This window comes from Streptomyces sp. NPDC050508 (genome assembly GCF_040655155.1).
In the GTDB taxonomy this organism is placed as follows: Bacteria; Actinomycetota; Actinomycetes; order Streptomycetales; family Streptomycetaceae; genus Streptomyces.
The window spans coordinates 29,552-46,750 of the sequence record NZ_JBFAJJ010000006.1; the positions used below are offsets into that span (position 1 = coordinate 29,552).

Consider the following 17,199-nt stretch of genomic DNA (forward strand, 5'->3'; position numbering starts at 1 on the left):
CGCGGGCTGGTCCCTGTCATGCTTCTGTTGATCCTCGCTCGTGGTCAGTCGGTCACAGGCGGCGTGCTGCGCCGCTGCACATCTTGCTCGCGCTCGCCCTCGCGGTCTTCTCGGTTCGTACTGCGTCGACTTCCTGCCGACCCTCTCGGAACCCCTGGTGCGCCTCCGGTGCCACCGGCGCCCCTGACAACGGAAGGTCGGCTCTTGGGAGTGCCGACCACCCCGTCTGAGTTGCCCACGGCGGGCCGACCTGACTGTCCCGAGCGCGCGCCCGGCGCGGATTTCGGCGCCCCGATGACCCCGCGCTGACCGATCTTGCCCGCAGGTGTACGGGAGTTGGAGTTGCCCTCGGCACCGACGACCGTGCCGCGAGGCACCTTGGGTCCGTTCGCTCCCGAGGCAGCACCTGTGGTGGGCTTTCCTCCGACAACGCCGTTGCCACGTGCTGCCCCTGTGGCAGTCGGCCCACCGGCCCGGCCGCCCGCCGGCCCGCCGACGGGGCGAGGTGTTCCGCCGGAGATGGCCCGACCGAGGGGTGATCTGCCTCCTGCCGCTGATTCACCACTCCGGATGCCCGACTGCCCTGTTGCGGCGGCACGCCCCATCGGGCCTGTGTTGCCACGCCCGCCGGTCGCACCACCGGGGTTGACCGCACGTCCCTGCGCCGAAATCGGGGATCTGCTCCCGGTCGCTCCGCCGAATCCCGAGGTGCGTCCCGTCGAGATGCCGAAAGCAGGAGGAACCGCGCCCGAGACCAAAGGCGGAATCGTCCCGCCATTGCCTCCGCCCGAAGCGGGCATCGACGGAGGCAGGTTGGTCGCCGGCTTCGTGATCTCCTGGGACGGCAGGGTGCCCACACCGTCGATCTTCGTACCGACATTCACGTCCGGGTGGGTACGTGAGTCATCCACGTGCCTGACCGTCGGAGTGGTGTCGACCGAAGTCGGATGGTCGGTCACCACGCTCGAAGCGTGATGGCGAGTCGTCAGATCCTGAGTACCGCCAAGGCTCTGGCTTTCTTGCGTTTTGCCGGGGTCAAGCCACGGATCCTTGGACGTCGGCTGCGGCCTGGGCACCCCCACATCCGGCATAGCCTGCAAAAACGTAGGCGGTTCCTGTGCCGCCAGCGTCTCCTCCGACACCGAGTAGAAGGACGACAACCGATTCATCTGGTTGATCGCCTCCTGTCGGTCCTTCTCGACCTTGATCGCCTCGGTGTACTCCCCGTTGCCCGAGACGCGCGCGGGCAGCGGAATGTCGCTGGGCGTCTGGCTGGTGTTGAAGCGGGTGTCGCGTGGCGGCATGGCGATGCGGACGGAGGCGAGGCCCGTGGCCGCGGCCGAGATCTGGGTACCGGCTACTTCCGCGAAGGACGCGAGGTTGACGGCGTAAGTGACGAGGTTGCTGCCCCAGTCGCGGAAGGCCTGACCGGAGTCGCCCTCCCAGTCGACGTTGTCGATGTGGCCGCTGAGTTCCTCGGCCGCGTCGTTGATGGCGTCGCGGGCGTCCCAGAGCGCCTTGCCCGCGTTCTCCAGGTGCTCCGGACTCGCGGTCTCGACCATGTCGATCATATCGTTGAGGCGGTGGTTCTCGAAGTCGGTCTTGCCGAAGAAACGGACATGGCCACCGAATATGCCGTTCATCGCATTCGACGCGATGTTGGCGGCATCGATGACACCGACCTGCTGGGCCACCTGCGTCAGTTCCGCCTCGTGCGGATTCGGCTGCTTCTGCTCGTCACCCATCAGTACCCGGCCTTGGCCTGCTTGTCGTCGGAACGCCCCTGCTCGGGCTTGCCGCTCTTCGCCGCCTCCGCGGCCTGCTGCTCCTGCAGCGCCTGGGCGTGCTCACGACTGAGCTGTGTCTGGATCTCCCAGAACCGGCGCCGCTGGTCCTCGTCGACGTTGTGGAAGTTGTTGTGCGCGGCGCTCACGGCGATCTGGAGCGCTTCGATCTGGAGGCCCAGGTTCTTGGACAGCGCGGTGAGACGCTCGTGGACCCGCTCGTACTGTGCGTGCAGGCCCTTGGCCTCGCCGAAACTTCCGGCACCGCCGAAGGAAGCCTGGGTGAGCTCGTGCGCTCCGACCTTGTGCGCGCTGCCCGGTGAGCTCTCGAAGTTCGAAAGCACCCCGTCCACACGCTTCTTGAACGTGCCGAGCGCTTCCAGGCTCGCCCTGAAGCCCCCTCCACCGTCAGCAGGAAGCATGACGCCTTCCCCTCCCCGTTTTTCGTCGCCCGCCCCCGGGCGACCGCACCCCGTGAGCGTTCCTCTCCGCAACGCAATCACTCTAGTCGCTTCCTGTGACAGTCCCAACTGCCTTATGCGACAGCTGTGCTACCACTCGACCAAGCTTCACCGCTCCTTCACGGCACGCTCTCGCGTCCACCTGGGCGGCTGCCGCCCCTTGACGCTACGTGACCTGCGGACCGGCGGCCTGAGTACGGCTACTCAGTCGTCGTACCTGCACACATGTGAGTGAGCATCATGGCGGGCGGAGGGGTGACGCGGAGCCGTCGTTGCTGCGTGGCCATTGCGAATGGCGTCGTCCGTTTCCGTCAACTTCCGCCGTCGGTCCGCTCCTTCGCAGGTCGCGGCCTCTTGACAGGCGGGCGGAGGGCGCGGCGGCGCCAGCCAGGGGGCTGGCCGGGCGTCAGTCCAGCCCCGCGACCCTCCGCGCCCGCTTGCGCGCGTCCCGGGTCGCCACCGCCGTACCGCCGAGTCCCGCCACCAGCACGGCCGCGCCCAGGGCGACGTAGGTCGCGAGGCGGGCGTCGTGTTCGTCGGGGGTTTCGCCGAGTTGGAGTTTCGCGGGGGACGGGGCCTGGGCCTTGGTGAGGCCGTCCTGGGGGTTGGGGGACTCGATCGGGTGATCGTCCTCGGTGAGCGCGCGGACCGGGTCGACGACGCCCCAGCCGACGAGGCGGTCGTGACCGGCGATGGTGCGCTCGGCGGTCTGCTCGATCTGGGCGACGACCTCGCGGGCGGTCCAGTCCGGGTGCTTCGCCTTGATCAACGCCGCGACGCCGGCAACGTACGGTGACGAGAAACTCGTACCGTTGTCGGAGCAGTGACCACCCTTGGGGACGGTGGAGATCATGTCGACGCCGGGTGCCGCCACACCGACGAAGTCGCCGGACTGGGAGAAGGACGCACGTTCGTTGTTGCGGTCGGAGGCCGCGACGGCGAGGACGCCAGAGAAGGACGCCGGGTACGTCTTCTTGACGTTGCCGCCCTGGCCGCCGTTGCCCGCCGACGCCACGACCACGATCTTCTTCGACAGGGCCGTGTCGATCGCCGACTCCAGGGAGGGGTCGGGCTTCACCGCGTTCGACGTGTCCTGCGAGATGTTGATGACGTCGGCCTTGGCCTGGATCGCGTAGTTCACCGCGTCCGTGAGCGTCTGCACCGTGCCGTGGCCGTCCGCGTCGTTCTGCTCGATCGGGATGATGGTCGCCTCGGGGGCCAGGCCTACGAAACCGGTGCCGCTGACCGGGCGGGCGGCGATGATGCCGGCGACCTTGGTGCCGTGTCCCACGGTGTCGGTCGTGCCGTTCTCGCTGCCCCGCGCGATCTTGTCGCCGTTGCTGTCCTTGAGGTTCTTCGGCAGGAAGTTACGGCCGCTCTTCACGTCCACCGCATGGGTGAGCTGGGGATTCTTCACGTCCACGCCGGTGTCGATGACCGCCACCCGTACGCCCTTGCCCTTGGACTGGCTCCACAGTTCGTCCAGGAGGACGCGTTGCAGGGCCCAAGGGCGGCCCGGGTACACCTTGTTGGGGAACGTGCACTGGTCCGAGAAGCCGTCGTCCGCCGCCGCAGGAGGCGCGAGCACGACCGTCGACACGGCCAGGGTCGCGGCTACGGCGGCCATCGCCGCCGTAGCGCGGAGGGGGCGGCGGGAAGTCGTGTACGGCATGCCCAACTCCCCCTACGAACCCTGCGGTTGACGTGCCGCCGCCGTCGACAGGCGGGGGCCCGTGGGCAGGAACTCCGACCAGGAGGCGGGGATCGGCGCCGGGTCGACATCGGCGTAGCCGAGGCGGACCTGGGCCTGCTCGGCCTCCTGCTGCTCCTGCTGGCGTTCCTTGGCCGTCGTACCGATGCCCGCGTCGTTCGTGGCGCTGTCGGCGTTGGACTGCAGGACGTAGCGCAGCCCCGTGTCGGTGACCAGGAAGACGGGGCCAGCCTTGGTCTCCTCGCCCTGGAACTGGCGGAAGAGCTGACCGGAGCCGGGCGTGACGTAGGCGCTGGTGGAGTCGGTGGGAAGCGGGGCGGGGAAGTCGGTGCCCGCCCAGGTCGTCAGGGTGGTGACGCCCTTGCCGTCCACCTTCTGCAGGACGTTGCAGATCGTGCTGCGGCTGCCGGACGTGTCCGAGGCCTCGTTGACGGCCGTGGGTTCCTTGGTGGGCCAGCGGTGCTCGGCGCCGAAGGTCCCCTCCGGGGTGATCGCGCCCGGGCTCACCGCGGTGGCGTGACCGGCCTGGCCGAGCAGGGCCAGATCCTTGCTGGACAGCAGGAGTTGGGCGACGAAGGCGGAGACCTGCGCGACCCTGCCAGGAAGCACTACGTAGTAGTGCTCCCCGCTGGCGTCGGACGCCTTGAGCACCATGCCCGCCCTGTTGGCCGACGAGTCCAGCTCGCCCGGGGCGCCGGCGGCCGTACCGGGTGTGGATCCGATGGACGGGAAGGCGATCGGGTCGCCCTGGTGCAGGGTGGCCAGCCACTCCTGGGAGACGCGCTCGGGGTCGCGGCCGGTGCCGACGACGGCGCGCAGCAGCAGCTCGTCGCTCTTGTCCACGCGGTACGCCGTGCCGCTCGCGTCCACCACGTAGCGGTTCTTGTCCGGGTCCACGACGTAGAGCAGCTCTCCGCCCCGCAACCGCTGCTTGCCCTCGGTCTTCTTCATGTCGCGCTCGGCGAGGACCAGCGCCGCCTTCTGGATGGAACCGCCGCCCGCGCTCGGGCGCTCGCAGACCGCCCAGCGCTTGTCGGCGCCCGCCTCGCTCGCCGAGGGAAGCCGGTCGGGGGCGTACGGGATGCCGACGGTGACACCGTGCGGGATCTTGCCGCCGTCGAGGACCGACTCGTCGACGGTGACGACCTCGCCCTGGCCGGGGTTGAGGAGCAGCTTCGCGGACGCCATGTTGAGGACGGGGTGCAGCTGGACCGAGTCACCGGTCTTCAGGACGACGTAGCGGGTGGTCGACTTGCTGGCGATGATCACCTTCGACTTGGGGGTGTCCCAGCCCTGGGGCGCGGTCGGTTTGAACATGCCCCAGGCGCCGAAGACCGCCATGACGACCACGCCCACGATGACTCCCGGCACCACTCCGCGCAGCGGTCGCGGTGCCCCCTCCTCCGAACCGTCCGGGGAGGACTGCACGAAGGACGCCAGCATGCGGCGCTTCGCGAAGGTGTAGGCGTTGAGCTGGTCCCGCCGAGATGCCATCTGTGTCTGTCTCTCCCCGTGTTCCGCCTGGGCAGCGCTCGGGAGTTCGACGTCCCCCGCCCATCGATGTCAGACCGGGCACCTACTATGCCTGGTATCTGCGGGGGCGTGTGGAGCGGGTAGGGTACCTGGACCTTCAGGGGCCCTATGTGGTGCTGAAACAGCAGTGAGTTGTGAGTAAAACGGGGGGATGGAGTGATGGCTTCCGGAACGCGGACACGGTCTCGTGACCGGTCGCGGACGAGGGGCTCCGAGGCGCCCGGGCCGGGGTCCGCGCAGCCGCCGTCCGGGGTGGGCGCATCGCCCCAGGGTCCGGGCGGACTTCATATCAGGACGCGCCGCGGACAGGGCGGGGCATTCCGGTTGCAACGGCTCGTTCTGCTGGAGCTCGCGGCGGCCGTCCTTCTCGTCGGCTGGGCGATCGCCCCGATGGCGATGGTGCCGGCGGGCGTCGTCGCCGTGGCGCTCGTGCTGCTCGCCTTCGTCCGGCGGCGTGGCCGCTCCCTGCCCGAATGGATGGGCACCGCGCGGGCGTTGCGGGCGCGGCAGAAGAGCGCCGCGAGCACGGAGACACCGCCGGGCACGGAGCCCGGTCTCGCACCGACTGTCGAGTGCGACCCGACCCTGCGGACCTACTCGTACGGCGGCCGGGACCGGCGTCCGATCGGGCTGATCGGGGACGGCACCTTCGTGACCGCCGTCGTGCAGGTCGAGGCCGATGTCACCGCGCTGCGGGCCGACCGGAGCCGGCATCCGCTGCCGCTCTCGCTGGTGCGGGACGCGCTCGAAGTGGACGGCATCCGGCTGGAGTCGGCGCAGCTCGTGCTGCACACCCAGCCCGCGCCCGCGCTGCACCTGCCCCAGCACTCGGTGGCCGTCACCAACTACGCGCCGCTGCAGGAGCAGACCGGCGCCCCGTCGGTGCGCATCACCTGGATCGCGCTGAAGCTCGACCCCGAGCAGTGCCTGGAGGCCGTGGCCGCCCGGGGAGGAGGGCTCACCGGAGCGCAGAAGTGCGTCGTGCGCGTCGCCGACCATCTCGCGAGCCGCCTCACAGGTGCCGGTTTCCGCACGACGATCCTGAACGAGGAGGAGCTGACCGCCGCCCTCGCCACCTCCGCCTGCGCGAACCCCCTGGTGACGGCCGAGGCCGGACGGACCGACACACGGGAGCGCCGGACCGAGGAGTCCAGCAGGAGCTGGCGCTGCGACAACCGCAGACACACGACGTACTGGATCCGCCGCTGGCCCCAACTGGGCGGTCACGGCCCGTCGTTGCCCCAGCTGATCGCCCTGCTCACGGCCACCCCGGCGCTCGCCACGACGTTCAGCCTCACGCTCGCGCGCGGGGAGCGCCAGGAGGTGTCGATGTGCGGGCACCTGCGGGTGACGGGCCGCAGCGACGACGAACTGGTCGCGGCGCGGCACGCGTTGGAGGGCGCGGCACGGCACACGGGCCTGGCCCTGGCCCGCCTCGACCGCGAGCAGCTCCCGGGTGTGCTCGCCACGCTGCCCCTCGGAGGTGCCCGATGACCGCGCTGACGATGCTGCGCAGCGGCCTCGGCCTGATCGGCCCCCGCCACGGACGGCATGTGCTCTCCCCCGAGCAGGTGGACGCGCTCGCGCTGCCCATCGGGGACGACGGCGTCGTGATCGGCGTCGACACCGAGGGACAGCCCGCGGTGCTGGGCCTCAACCGTCCCACTCCGTACGACGTCGTCCTCATCGGCGGTCTGTGGACCGCACAGGTCATCGCCCTCAGAGCGGCGGCGACCGGTGCGCGCGTCGCCGTGGAGACCGGCCGCCCGCAGGCCTGGATGCAGATGGTCCACGCCATGGGCGGCGGACAGAACGGCCTGGCGGTGTACGACGTGGGCCGTGTCCAACCACAGGGTGCCTCGGCGGGCACACCCGTGCTCGTGGTGCGGGACTGCGGTATGCGGCCACCGCGCGGGCGGGTGGTGTCCGGGCCCTGGCAGTCGGTGCTGACCCTGCTGCCGTATCTCAGTCCTGTCGCCCCTCGGCTCATACGGCAGGCGCGGCTCGTCGGGGTGCAGCGGATCTCGCCGGACGAGGCGACGGAGCTGGGCCGCGCCATGGCGCTCCCCCGGGCCGACGTCAACTCCCTGCCTACGCTCCCCGACGGCGTCACGCTCTGGTGCGGCGACCGCGACCGGCAGTACGTGATGACCCAGCCCACGGACGCCGAGGTCGGCCTGCTGGGCGTGGCCCGCCGGATGGACTGACGGTACGGCCATGGACCGACCGGACGATCGACGGCACCGACCGGGCGGATTGAACTGCCCCAGCTGTCCCATTTGGTCGATTTCCAGGGTGATTTGATCCACTATCGCCGGTCTCGGTCACGCGCGCGTGCACGAAGGGGTGGGCGGGCCTGCCGAGTCCACGGTTTTGGTGATTAGGCTGGGACTGGGCACGTCACGAGTATCCGCGAGCGGGTGGTGCGTCGCCCAGGGCCAGGGGCTCCAGGGGGACAACCCTGCGCATCGGATGTCACGCACGGTCGCCCCGGCACGGTATGAGGGTGCTCGACCACATCAGGAGGAATTGTGAGCAGCGATCGGGACGGGATCCGCGGGGGCTGGGCCACGCCCGGCGATGACCAGCCCGATGACGAGTCCGCCATCGAGATGACGGGCGAGTTCACGATCGACTACGCCCCGCCGGCCTGGTACACGCAGAACTCGCCGGGCGCGCCCGGGCAGGCCGCACAGCCGCCGACTCCGGTGAGCGGTACGGCCACCCCGCCTCCGCCGCCCCCGGTCGGACCTCCGACGCCGGTTCCGGGGCCGCCGGCCAACGCCGGTTTCCAGCCCGGCTGGGCACCCACGGCCGCCGTTCCCGACGAGGAGGACGCCGAGACGGGCGACCTCGTGAGCGGCGCGACGATGCGGATCTCCTCCGCCGCGCTGAAGCGGGAGATCGCGGAGCGACAGCCCACCGAGCCCGCCGCAGCTCCGGCCGAAGGTTCCGCGGAGAGTGCGGATGCCGGCGACGCGGAATCCGACGCCGGGGAGCGGGAGTTCGAGGCTGAGGTACCCGACGAGGTGCTTCCGGCCGACGGCGAAGCACCGGAGGACGGTGACACGGACGGCACCGACGACGCCGAGGTGACTGCTCAGGACGGGGCCGACACGGACTCCGCCGACGACGAGAGCACCGACGACGCCTCCGCGTCCGCGGCAACCCCTGACACAGCCCCCGACGCAGACCCCGCCTCCGACTCGGTCTCCGACGCGGAAGACGAGTCGAGCAGCGTCGACGGTACGACGCCCACGTCCGAGGGCGACGCTCCGCAGGAACTGGAGGACCTGGACGCCGACCCGGCCACGGGTTCCACGGGTGCCGCCGGTGACGGACAGGACGCTCCTCCGCCCGCGTGGACTCCCCCGCCGGCTCCGCAGAGCGGGGTCCCACCCCTGCCGCCCTCCTACCAGCCCGCCGCCCCGGCCCCGGCCGACCAGTGGCCCGCACAGCCCCAGCCCCAGCCCCAACCGCAGGCTCAGGCCCAGCAGACCCCGGCAGCGGATCCCGTGCCGCAGCAGCCCGTCGCGGCCCCGGCCCAGCCGCCGTTGCCGCCCCAGCAGCAGCCCCCGTTCCAGCAGCCACAGGCACCGCAGCCCGCACCGGCCGCCTGGGACGCCCCGCCCACACCGGCCGCCCCGACCCCGCAGGGCCCGCCGCCCGCGCCCTGGGCTAGCCAATCCGGTTACGCCTTCCCGCCGCCCGCACCTCCGGCCTCGGCCCCCGCGCCGAACCAACAGGGCGGCTACGGCTTCCCCCCGGCACCCGCACAGCAAGGCCAGCCGGCCACACCGCAGGCCCAGCCGTACCCGCCACAAGGCCAACAGGGCGGCTACGGCTTCCCACCGCACCCCGCACCACAGGGCCAGCCGGGCACCCCGCAAGGCGGGCCCACCACCGCGCCCCCCGCCCAGCCAGGCGGTTACGGCTTCCCGCCCGCACCCCCGCAGCAAGCCCGCCCGGATCTGCCCCCGCAGGCCCAGCCCGACGGGACGCAGCCGCCGCAATCGCCCCAGTCACAGGCTCAGCCCCAGCCCACGCACCCCCCGGTCGACCCCCGCACCGGTGCCGCCTGGCCGCAGCCCATACAGCACGACCAGCGGCAGCCGACCAACCCCGGTGCCGCGCCGCTGGGTTACACCGCGGCCGTGGAGCTGTCGTCCGACCGGCTGCTCAGCAACAAGAAGCAGAAGGCGAAGAGCGGTCGTCCCGGTGTCGCGCCCTCGCGCTTCAAGCTCGGCGGCAAGAAGGAAGAGGCCGAGCGGCAGCGGAAGTTGGAGCTGATCCGGACGCCGGTGCTGTCGTGCTACCGGATCGCGGTCATCAGTCTCAAGGGCGGTGTCGGCAAGACCACGACCACCACCGCGCTCGGCTCCACCCTCGCCACGGAGCGCCAGGACAAGATCCTCGCGATCGACGCCAACCCGGACGCCGGCACCCTCGGCCGCCGGGTCCGCCGCGAGACCGGCGCCACCATCCGCGACCTGGTCCAGGCGATCCCGTACCTCAACTCGTACATGGACATCCGCCGGTTCACGTCCCAGGCGGCCTCCGGTCTGGAGATCATCGCCAACGACGTCGACCCGGCCGTCTCGACCACCTTCAACGACGAGGACTACCGGCGCGCGCTCGACGTCCTCGGCAAGCAGTACCCGATCATCCTCACCGACTCCGGTACCGGTCTGCTCTACAGCGCCATGCGCGGTGTGCTCGACCTCGCCGACCAGCTCATCATCATCTCGACGCCGTCCGTGGACGGTGCGAGCAGTGCGAGTACGACACTGGACTGGCTGTCGGCACACGGGTACGCCGACCTCGTCTCGCGCTCGCTCACCGTCATCTCCGGTGTCCGCGAGACCGGCAAGACGATCAAGGTGGAGGACATCGTCAGCCACTTCGAGACGCGCTGCCGGGGTGTCGTGGTCGTGCCGTTCGACGAGCATCTCGCCGCCGGCGCCGAGGTCGACCTCGACATGATGCGCCCGAAGGTGCGGGAGTCGTACTTCAACCTGGCGGCACTGGTCGCCGAGGACTTCGTCCGCCACCAGCAGATGCACGGCCTGTGGACGAGCGACGGCAACCCGCCCCCCGTACTGGCCCCGCCGATGCCCGGCCAGCAGGGCTACCCGGCACCGCAGCCGTACCCAGGGCAGCCCGGCCAGTACCCGCAGCAACCCCATCCCGGGCAGCCGTACGGCCAGCAGCCCTACCCCCAGCAGGGTCAGCCCCCGGCGCAGCAGCCCGCGCCGCCCTACCCCCAGCACCCGGGGCAGCAGGCCCCGTCGTACCCGCAGCACCCCGGCCACGCCCAGCCCGGCCAGACTCCGCCCCCGCCGCCGCCCGCACCCCCGCAGCAGTAGGAGTAGTCAGCCGCAGGCAGACAAACACGAAGGGCGGCCGGTGCCCACAGGCACCGGCCGCCCTTCGGCGTCGTAGAAACGAGAATCGCTATCCGGCGTTGCCGGTGTCCCCGGCGTCTGCCGAGATCAGCTCGCGGCACCGCTTCACGTCCTCCGCGATCTGCTCCAGCAGCGCCTCCAGCGACTCGAACTTCGCCTGGCCGCGCACGAAGGCGAGGAAGTCGACGGCGACGTGCAGGCCGTACAGGTCGAGGCCGACGCGGTCGATGGCGTAGGCCTCCACCGTGCGCTCGGTGCCGTCGAACTGCGGGTTCGTGCCGACGGAGATCGCGGCCGGCATGGCCTCTCCCTCGACGTGGAGGTAACCGGCGTAGACGCCGTCCGCGGGGATCGCCGTGTGGGGCAGGGTCTCGACGTTCGCCGTCGGGAAGCCCATTTCGCGACCGCGCTGGGCGCCGCGCACCACGATCCCCTCCACCCGGTGCGGGCGGCCGAGGATCTCGCGGGCGCCCTCGACGTCGCCCTCGGCGACCAGGCGCCTGGTCAGTGTGGAGGAGAAGGGCTCGCCGCCGCCCGCCGCACCGCTCACGTAAAGATCCACCACCTCTACCTCGAAGTCGTATGTCCTGCCCTGCTCGATCAGGAAGGCCACATTGCCCGCGGCCTTGTGGCCGAAGCGGAAGTTGGGGCCCTCGACGACCGCTTTCGCGTGCAGCTTGTCCACCAGGACCTTGACCACGAAGTCGGCCGGGGACAGCTTCGAGAACTCCTTCGTGAACGGAAGGATCAGCGCCGCGTCCACACCCAGCTCGGCCATCAACTCGGCACGGCGGTGGTGCGGGGCCAGCAGCGGGGGGTGGCTGCCCGGGCGCACGACCTCGCTGGGGTGCGGGTCGAAGGTGACGACGACGGAGGGAACGCCCAGCTCACGGGCGCGTTCCACGGCATGCCGGATGATCAGCTGGTGCCCGCGGTGGACCCCGTCGTAGGAACCGATGGTGACGACGCTGCGCCCCCAGTCCTCGGGGATGTCCTCCAAGCCACGCCAGCGCTGCACTGTGACCGCTCCTCGTCGAACCCGTGTCCGTGTGTAGACCTGTGTTGTTGACCTCTTGCGCAGGTCTAAGGGTGCCATGCCGGGCGCGTCGGGCCCGCATCGGCATGGATGCTGTGACCGGGCGCACGTACCGAAGCCGCTACGCGGGAACCCCCACCCCGGCCAGGTTCTCGATCATGCGGCGTGTGCTGGGTCCGACGACCGCGGCCCAGTCCTGCGGGGTGTCGGCCAGCCAGCGGGCCATCAGGGCGGCGAAGCCGGGCACATGGCGGCCGAGGTCGACGAGCCCGCGGTCGAAACGGGTCGCGCCGGCGGGGGTGCGGACGAGCAGCAGGCCGGTGCGGTGGACGAGGCCGCGGATCTCGTCGTCGTCGCGCCGGGCCGCCGCGTGCAGCAGTGCGTCCAGTACGGCGGGGGCGTGCTCGTGCGCGAGCAGGAACTCCAGGAGTTCGCGGCGCAGGGGGCGGGAGGCGGGGGTGCCCGGGGCGGCCAGTACGGCCGCGAGGACCGTCCGCACCGGTTCCGGGCCGCCGTCCAGGAGACCGGTGACCAGCGGGAGGAGGACGGCACGGGCGGTGGGGCCGTGGTCGAGGCACCGGTCGACATAGACCCCGAGGTGCGCGGCCGTCTCCGGCCACCGTACGACGGTCTCGCGGACCAGGGCGGTGGCCCGGCGCACGAGGGCCGGGTCCGTGACGTCGGCGAGAGTCCGCACCGCCTCGCTCGCGTGCGGTCCGTGCAGGCGGGCGCGGAAGGCCTCCAGGACCGGTTCGGGGTCGGTGGTCAGGGCGGCGGCCAGCGCGCTCGGCGGGAACTGCGGGTCTCCGGACGCGAAGTACCGCAGCGCCTGCGGGAGATGGCGAGCGCGGGTATGCGGATCGCGGACGAGGAGGGCGAGCGCGCCGCCGTGCAGGGAGCGGTCGGCAGGGCGGGCGAGGAGGAACTGGGCGGCGTAGCGCAGGAGTTCACGGTCGGCCTCGGAGCGTAGGTGCGGTGCGGCCCGCAGTCCGTACGCCACCGCCGCCACCCGTCGGGCCGGCCGCTCGTCGTGCGCCCACCGGTCCACGGCCCGGCACACGGCCGACGGCTCCTCCTCGGCCAGTACGGCGAGGAGTTCGTCGGCCCGCCCGTGCGCACAGCCGACGAGCACCTCCGTCAGATCGTCCAGCGCCCGCCGCCGATGCGTGTGCAACAGCGCCTGCGCGGCCGTCGCCACGGTCGCGTGCGGGGTCGCGGGCAAGGGCCGCTCGTCGTCGAACCAGCGGGTGAGCAGCGGCTGTACGGCGGCGGGGTCGGCGGTGAGCAACTCGGCGGCGGTGTCCAGGAATCGGGGCCCGCTGTCCTGCGGGGCACCGTCGGCGAGCACGAGCCGGCGCAACAGCTCGAACCGCTCGGCCTCCGGCACGGCCAGCGCGGTCCAGAAGTCCGGTGCGAACTCCCTTGGTACGACCTCCTGTTGCTGCCGTCGGGCCACCAGCAGGTCGGCCAACTGCCGCAGCGCCCCGCGGTACGGCGTCGCGTCCGGCACCCGCAGCAGCACCTCGGCGAGCAGCCGCGCGGCCCACCAGGACTGCGGGTCGGCCTCCAGCGCGCCGACCAACTCCTCCAGCCGCCCGGCCAGTTGGCGGGAGCTGTGCTCGCGGGCGAGGAGCAGCAGGGCCTGTACGACGGGGCCGATGCGGTGACGTGGAACGGGCAGCGGGTGTCCGGCCCGTGGGGCGCGGGGGCGGTGGACCAGGGCGTGCAGGGCCCCGTCGAGGTCGAGGTGCATGCCCTGGATCCAGTCGGCCAACTCCTCGTGGGCGAAGCGGTATCCGGTGCCGGCCGGCACGAGGAGCCCCTCGGTGAGGACGGCGGACGCCCAGCCGGTACCGCCGCCGAGCCGCGCCGGTGCGGGGCCCCACGGGAACACGGCCTCGAACGCCTCCCGGTCCAACTCCCCCTGCCCCGGCCCGAGACTGCGCCTCGCGGCCTCGTGCACCTGCCCGGACACCTTGGCGGCGAGCCGCCGTACGGCAGTTCCGCGCAGGCCGTTCTCGGCGGCGAGACGGACGGCGACGCGCAGGCACATGAGGTCGAGGTAGGCCGAGAACACGTCGTTCCGGTCGAGCCGGGTGCCGGGTGCCGCGGGCAGCGCGGCAAGTACCTCGGAGAGGAGCCTGAGGGCGAGGGGGTGACGGGCGTCGGCTGCCGCGAGGGCGTCCTCCGGGACGCCGTAGGCTGCGCGGGCTCGGCGGGCTTCGTCCGGCCGCAGGTCGCCGAGGTGGACGCAGACCGGGAGTGCCGGACGGGTTGAAGAATGCGGACCGGCGTCATCAGGTCCGGGCGCCCCGGAAGTCGATCCGCCGTACAGCAACTCCCTTGGAAACCCCGCCCCTTCCCAGTACTCCGCCCGACACCCCACCACCAACCGCGCCCCGCTCTCCCGCAGCCACTCCCCCGTCCCCGCGGTCCACTCGGCCAGCCGGTGCGCGAGTACCGGCGGCATCTCCTCGGGCCCGTCGAGAAGCAGCAGCAAGGGCCGTCCGGCGTCGCGGGCGACGCGTGCCAGTCGCTCGGGGCCGACGTCGCCGAGGCCGCCGGGCCGGGCGACGGACGCGGCCAGGATGCGTGCCGCCCGCTCCACCGTCCTGCGCACCGCGTCCGCCACCGATGCGTCGCCGTCCCGCAGATCGGCGCCGCGCAGCCACAGCGTGGGAGCCGGCTGCGCACCTCCGTTGCGCCGGGCGGCGAGCGCCGCGAGTTCTGTCGTACGGCCGCTGCCCGGGGTGCCCACGAGGCCGAGTACGGCGGCCGGGCCCTCGACGAACGCGGCGAACTCCCGTGCCACCGAGGGCCGTTCGACGGGTTCCAGCACGCGGGAGCCGTCGGGGCCACGACCGGGACCGACGAATCCCGCGAGCGCGCCCGGCGGGCCGTCCGACCCCACCGAGGTGGCCGTCAGCTCCAGCACTCCGCCCAGATTGAGGTCGGCGCCGTACGCGGGCACGGTCACCGTGTTGCGTGCGAGGAGTTCACCCAACGGCCCCTCCCCGTGCGGCCGGAGGGGAACCGCGAACCCCGTGTCCCGTTGTCCGGACTGCAGCGCGGTGCCGAGGACGCCGACCACCGCGCCGGTCGCCGCGTCGAGGACCGGTCCCCCGGCCGCCCCGCCGCCGAGCCGCAGCGCGTCCCGCCCGGCCGTGCCGATCGCCAACTCCAGTGCGTCGTCGAGGAGATGGAAGCGGTCGGTGGCCGTGTACGTCACGGAGGTCGCGCCCAGGACCCGGGCCTCCCGCCAGCAGCCCGCGGCGATCCGCACGTACGTGCCGGTCCCGATCCGGTCCCGGACGGTGACGGGGAGCGGGTCGACGCCGAGGCCCTCGGTGCGGACGAGGGCCAGGTCCAGGGCGGGCAGTGGGGTCACCGCGTCGGCGGTCACGAGGCAGGTGCGGTCGCCGGCGGCGTGCAGCACGAGCCGGGGCAGTCCGTCGACGGCCTCGTGGCTGGTGATCACCGTGCCGTGGTGGTCGGCGACGAATCCGGTGCCGCGCGGGCGCCCGGCCAGGTCGCGGATGCGCACCAGCGCCTCGTCGCCCGGCGCGGGCGCGGCGGCCTCGGTGGCGCGCTCTTCCTGCGTGTGACGGCCGCCGTCCGTCCGCGGGCCCCGTCCCACCATGGTCGAACCTCCCCGCCGTACACATGTCCTGTGTTCGACGGTAGGCGGGGCGTGATCAGCGGGACAGATCGCGTGATGAACGCGCCCCCTTCCGCTCCCTCGGTTCACTCCGAGCGCCTGCCCGGACGGGTGAATAGACGCCGAGGGTTGGATACACCCTAGGGGTGGGGGAACCGAGGGGGGACCGTGGAGCGGCGGGAATGTGGACCCCGTGACCGCCGCTCCACGGGCGGGACTTGATCCCCCCGGGTCGTCTCCCGGAACTCGGTCAGGCGAAGACCGCGAGGCTCTTGGCCTTGCCCTTCTGTTCCTCCACGAGTGCCAGGAAGCGGCCCTCGGGGTCGAAGACGCCGACCGCGCCGACTCCCGTGTACTCCTCGGGAATCTCCAGCCGGACACCGTTGAGCAGCAGCTTCGCCCGCCTGCTGTCCACGGACCAGCGCGGGAACGCGGCCTCGGCGGCCTCGGCGATCGGCATCACGGTCAGCTCCTCCTGGAGCTGGTCCAGGGTCTTCGCCGCGTCCAGCTTGTACGGGCCGACGCGGGTGCGGCGCAGCGCGGTCAGGTGACCTCCTACGCCGAGGTCGGCGCCCAGGTCGCGGGCCAGGGCCCGGATGTAGGTGCCGGACGAGCAGACCACCGAGACCACCAGGTCCAGGACGGGGGTGCCGTCCTCGGCGACGGCGTCCCGGACGTCGTAGACCGCGAAGGAGGAGATGGTGACGGGGCGGGCGGGGATCTCGAAGTCCTCGCCGTCGCGGGCCCGTTTGTAGGAGCGCACGCCGTTGATCTTGATGGCGCTGACCTTGGACGGTACCTGCATGATCGCGCCGCTGAGCTTGGCGATCCCGGCGTCGACGGCTTCCCGGGTGACCTTCGAGGCGTCGGCCGACCCCGTGATCTCGCCCTCGGCGTCGTCGGTCAGGGTGCTCTGGCCCAGGCGGATCGTGCCCAGGTACTCCTTCTCGGTGAGGGCGAGATGCCCCAGGAGCTTTGTCGCTTTCTCAACACCGAGGACGAGTACGCCCGTCGCCATGGGGTCGAGGGTGCCTGCGTGCCCGACGCGGCGGGTGCGGGCGATGCCGCGCATCTTGGCGACCACGTCGTGCGAGGTGAAGCCCGACGGCTTGTCGACGATGACAAGGCCGTCGGGCGTCTGGGTTTTCTCGGTCATTCGGAGGCGTCGTCCTCGTCGTCCTCGCCGGGCTTCTTGTACGGGTCCGCGTCGCCCGCGTAGGCGGCGCCGGCCGAGACCTCGCGCACCTTCTCGTCGGACTGCCGGGCCTTGTCGAGGAGGTCCTCGATGGTCTTGGCGTTGTCCGGGAGGGCGTCCGCGACGAAGGTCAGGGTCGGCGTGAACTTCACACCGGCCGCGGCGCCCACGGCGGAGCGGAGGACGCCCCTGGCGCTCTCCAGACCGGCCGCCGCCTCGGCTCGCGCCTCGTCGTCGCCGTAGACCGTGTAGAAGACGGTCGCCTCCCGGAGGTCACCCGTGACGCGGGTGTCCGTGATGGTGACGTGGGTGCCGAGCCGCGGGTCCTTGATGCCGCGCTGCAGCTTCTGGGCCACCACCTCTCGGATGAGGTCCGCCAGCCTCTTGGCACGCGCGTTGTCGGCCACTGGTCCGTC

Annotated in this window: 11 protein-coding genes; 3 read left to right on the plus strand and 8 right to left on the minus strand. The window is 71.9% G+C overall.

Translation table 11 applies throughout. The features are described from left to right. Positions 1-44 precede the first annotated feature (44 nt). The 4 genes from AB0I69_RS18435 to eccB all read right to left on the minus strand — a co-directional run bounded on the left by AB0I69_RS18435 (position 45) and on the right by eccB (position 5,450). The gene (locus AB0I69_RS18435) at positions 45-1,745 is read right to left on the minus strand and encodes a hypothetical protein (RefSeq protein WP_363096686.1); all 1,701 of its coding nucleotides are present in this window, start codon (positions 1,743-1,745) and stop codon (positions 45-47) included. Further along, entirely contained in the window at positions 1,745-2,206 is a 462-nt protein-coding gene (locus AB0I69_RS18440; protein ID WP_363096687.1) for a hypothetical protein, read from the minus strand. The genes AB0I69_RS18435 and AB0I69_RS18440 overlap by 1 nt, the downstream gene beginning before the upstream one ends. A gap of 445 nt (positions 2,207-2,651) precedes the next feature. Continuing rightward, positions 2,652-3,917, minus strand: coding sequence for a type VII secretion-associated serine protease mycosin (gene mycP, locus AB0I69_RS18445; protein WP_363096688.1), 1,266 nt, complete (start codon positions 3,915-3,917; stop codon positions 2,652-2,654). 12 nt (positions 3,918-3,929) lie between these two features. Beyond that, on the minus strand, positions 3,930-5,450 hold the full coding sequence (gene eccB, locus AB0I69_RS18450) for a type VII secretion protein EccB (protein ID WP_363096689.1): 1,521 nt from the start codon (positions 5,448-5,450) through the stop codon (positions 3,930-3,932). A gap of 198 nt (positions 5,451-5,648) precedes the next feature. On the opposite strand from eccB, the gene eccE reads away from it, so the two are divergent. The 3 genes from eccE (at position 5,649) to AB0I69_RS18465 (ending at position 10,855) form a co-directional block, all read left to right on the plus strand. Further along, positions 5,649-6,983 carry a type VII secretion protein EccE gene (eccE, locus tag AB0I69_RS18455; RefSeq protein ID WP_363096690.1) on the plus strand — a complete coding sequence of 445 codons (1,335 nt, stop codon included), beginning with the start codon at positions 5,649-5,651 and terminating at the stop codon, positions 6,981-6,983. Next, complete coding sequence (locus tag AB0I69_RS18460) at positions 6,980-7,696, plus strand: hypothetical protein (RefSeq protein ID WP_363096691.1); 717 nt, start codon at positions 6,980-6,982, stop codon at positions 7,694-7,696. The genes eccE and AB0I69_RS18460 overlap by 4 nt, the downstream gene beginning before the upstream one ends. 324 nt (positions 7,697-8,020) lie before the next feature. Next, positions 8,021-10,855, plus strand: a complete 2,835-nt coding sequence (locus tag AB0I69_RS18465) for an SCO5717 family growth-regulating ATPase (RefSeq protein WP_363096692.1) — start codon at positions 8,021-8,023, stop codon at positions 10,853-10,855. 88 nt (positions 10,856-10,943) lie between these two features. On the opposite strand, the gene AB0I69_RS18470 is transcribed toward AB0I69_RS18465, so the two are convergent. The 4 genes from AB0I69_RS18470 to rbfA all read right to left on the minus strand — a co-directional run bounded on the left by AB0I69_RS18470 (position 10,944) and on the right by rbfA (position 17,190). Then, positions 10,944-11,912 carry a bifunctional riboflavin kinase/FAD synthetase gene (locus AB0I69_RS18470; RefSeq protein ID WP_363096693.1) on the minus strand — a complete coding sequence of 323 codons (969 nt, stop codon included), beginning with the start codon at positions 11,910-11,912 and terminating at the stop codon, positions 10,944-10,946. Between the two features lie 139 nt (positions 11,913-12,051). After that, positions 12,052-15,570: a trypsin-like peptidase domain-containing protein gene (locus AB0I69_RS18475; protein WP_363096694.1), complete on the minus strand. Its 3,519-nt coding sequence runs from the start codon at positions 15,568-15,570 to the stop codon at positions 12,052-12,054. A 268-nt stretch (positions 15,571-15,838) separates the two neighbouring features. After that, positions 15,839-16,744, minus strand: coding sequence for a tRNA pseudouridine(55) synthase TruB (gene truB / locus AB0I69_RS18480; RefSeq protein ID WP_363096695.1), 906 nt, complete (start codon positions 16,742-16,744; stop codon positions 15,839-15,841). Further along, positions 16,741-17,190, minus strand: coding sequence for a 30S ribosome-binding factor RbfA (gene rbfA, locus AB0I69_RS18485; protein WP_363096696.1), 450 nt, complete (start codon positions 17,188-17,190; stop codon positions 16,741-16,743). The genes truB and rbfA overlap by 4 nt, the downstream gene beginning before the upstream one ends. Between the last annotated feature and the right edge of the window lie 9 nt (positions 17,191-17,199).

What these genes read in the sequence shown, in the direction of transcription:
- eccE (WP_363096690.1), top strand. Translation starts at nt 5,649, where the DNA reads ATGGCTTCCGGAACGCGGACACGGTCTCGTGACCGGTCGCGGACGAGG.
- mycP (WP_363096688.1), bottom strand. Translation starts at nt 3,917, where the DNA reads ATGCCGTACACGACTTCCCGCCGCCCCCTCCGCGCTACGGCGGCGATG.
- AB0I69_RS18475 (WP_363096694.1), bottom strand. Translation starts at nt 15,570, where the DNA reads ATGGTGGGACGGGGCCCGCGGACGGACGGCGGCCGTCACACGCAGGAA.
- AB0I69_RS18440 (WP_363096687.1), bottom strand. Translation starts at nt 2,206, where the DNA reads ATGCTTCCTGCTGACGGTGGAGGGGGCTTCAGGGCGAGCCTGGAAGCG.
- truB (WP_363096695.1), bottom strand. Translation starts at nt 16,744, where the DNA reads ATGACCGAGAAAACCCAGACGCCCGACGGCCTTGTCATCGTCGACAAG.
- AB0I69_RS18460 (WP_363096691.1), top strand. Translation starts at nt 6,980, where the DNA reads ATGACCGCGCTGACGATGCTGCGCAGCGGCCTCGGCCTGATCGGCCCC.
- eccB (WP_363096689.1), bottom strand. Translation starts at nt 5,450, where the DNA reads ATGGCATCTCGGCGGGACCAGCTCAACGCCTACACCTTCGCGAAGCGC.
- AB0I69_RS18435 (WP_363096686.1), bottom strand. Translation starts at nt 1,745, where the DNA reads ATGGGTGACGAGCAGAAGCAGCCGAATCCGCACGAGGCGGAACTGACG.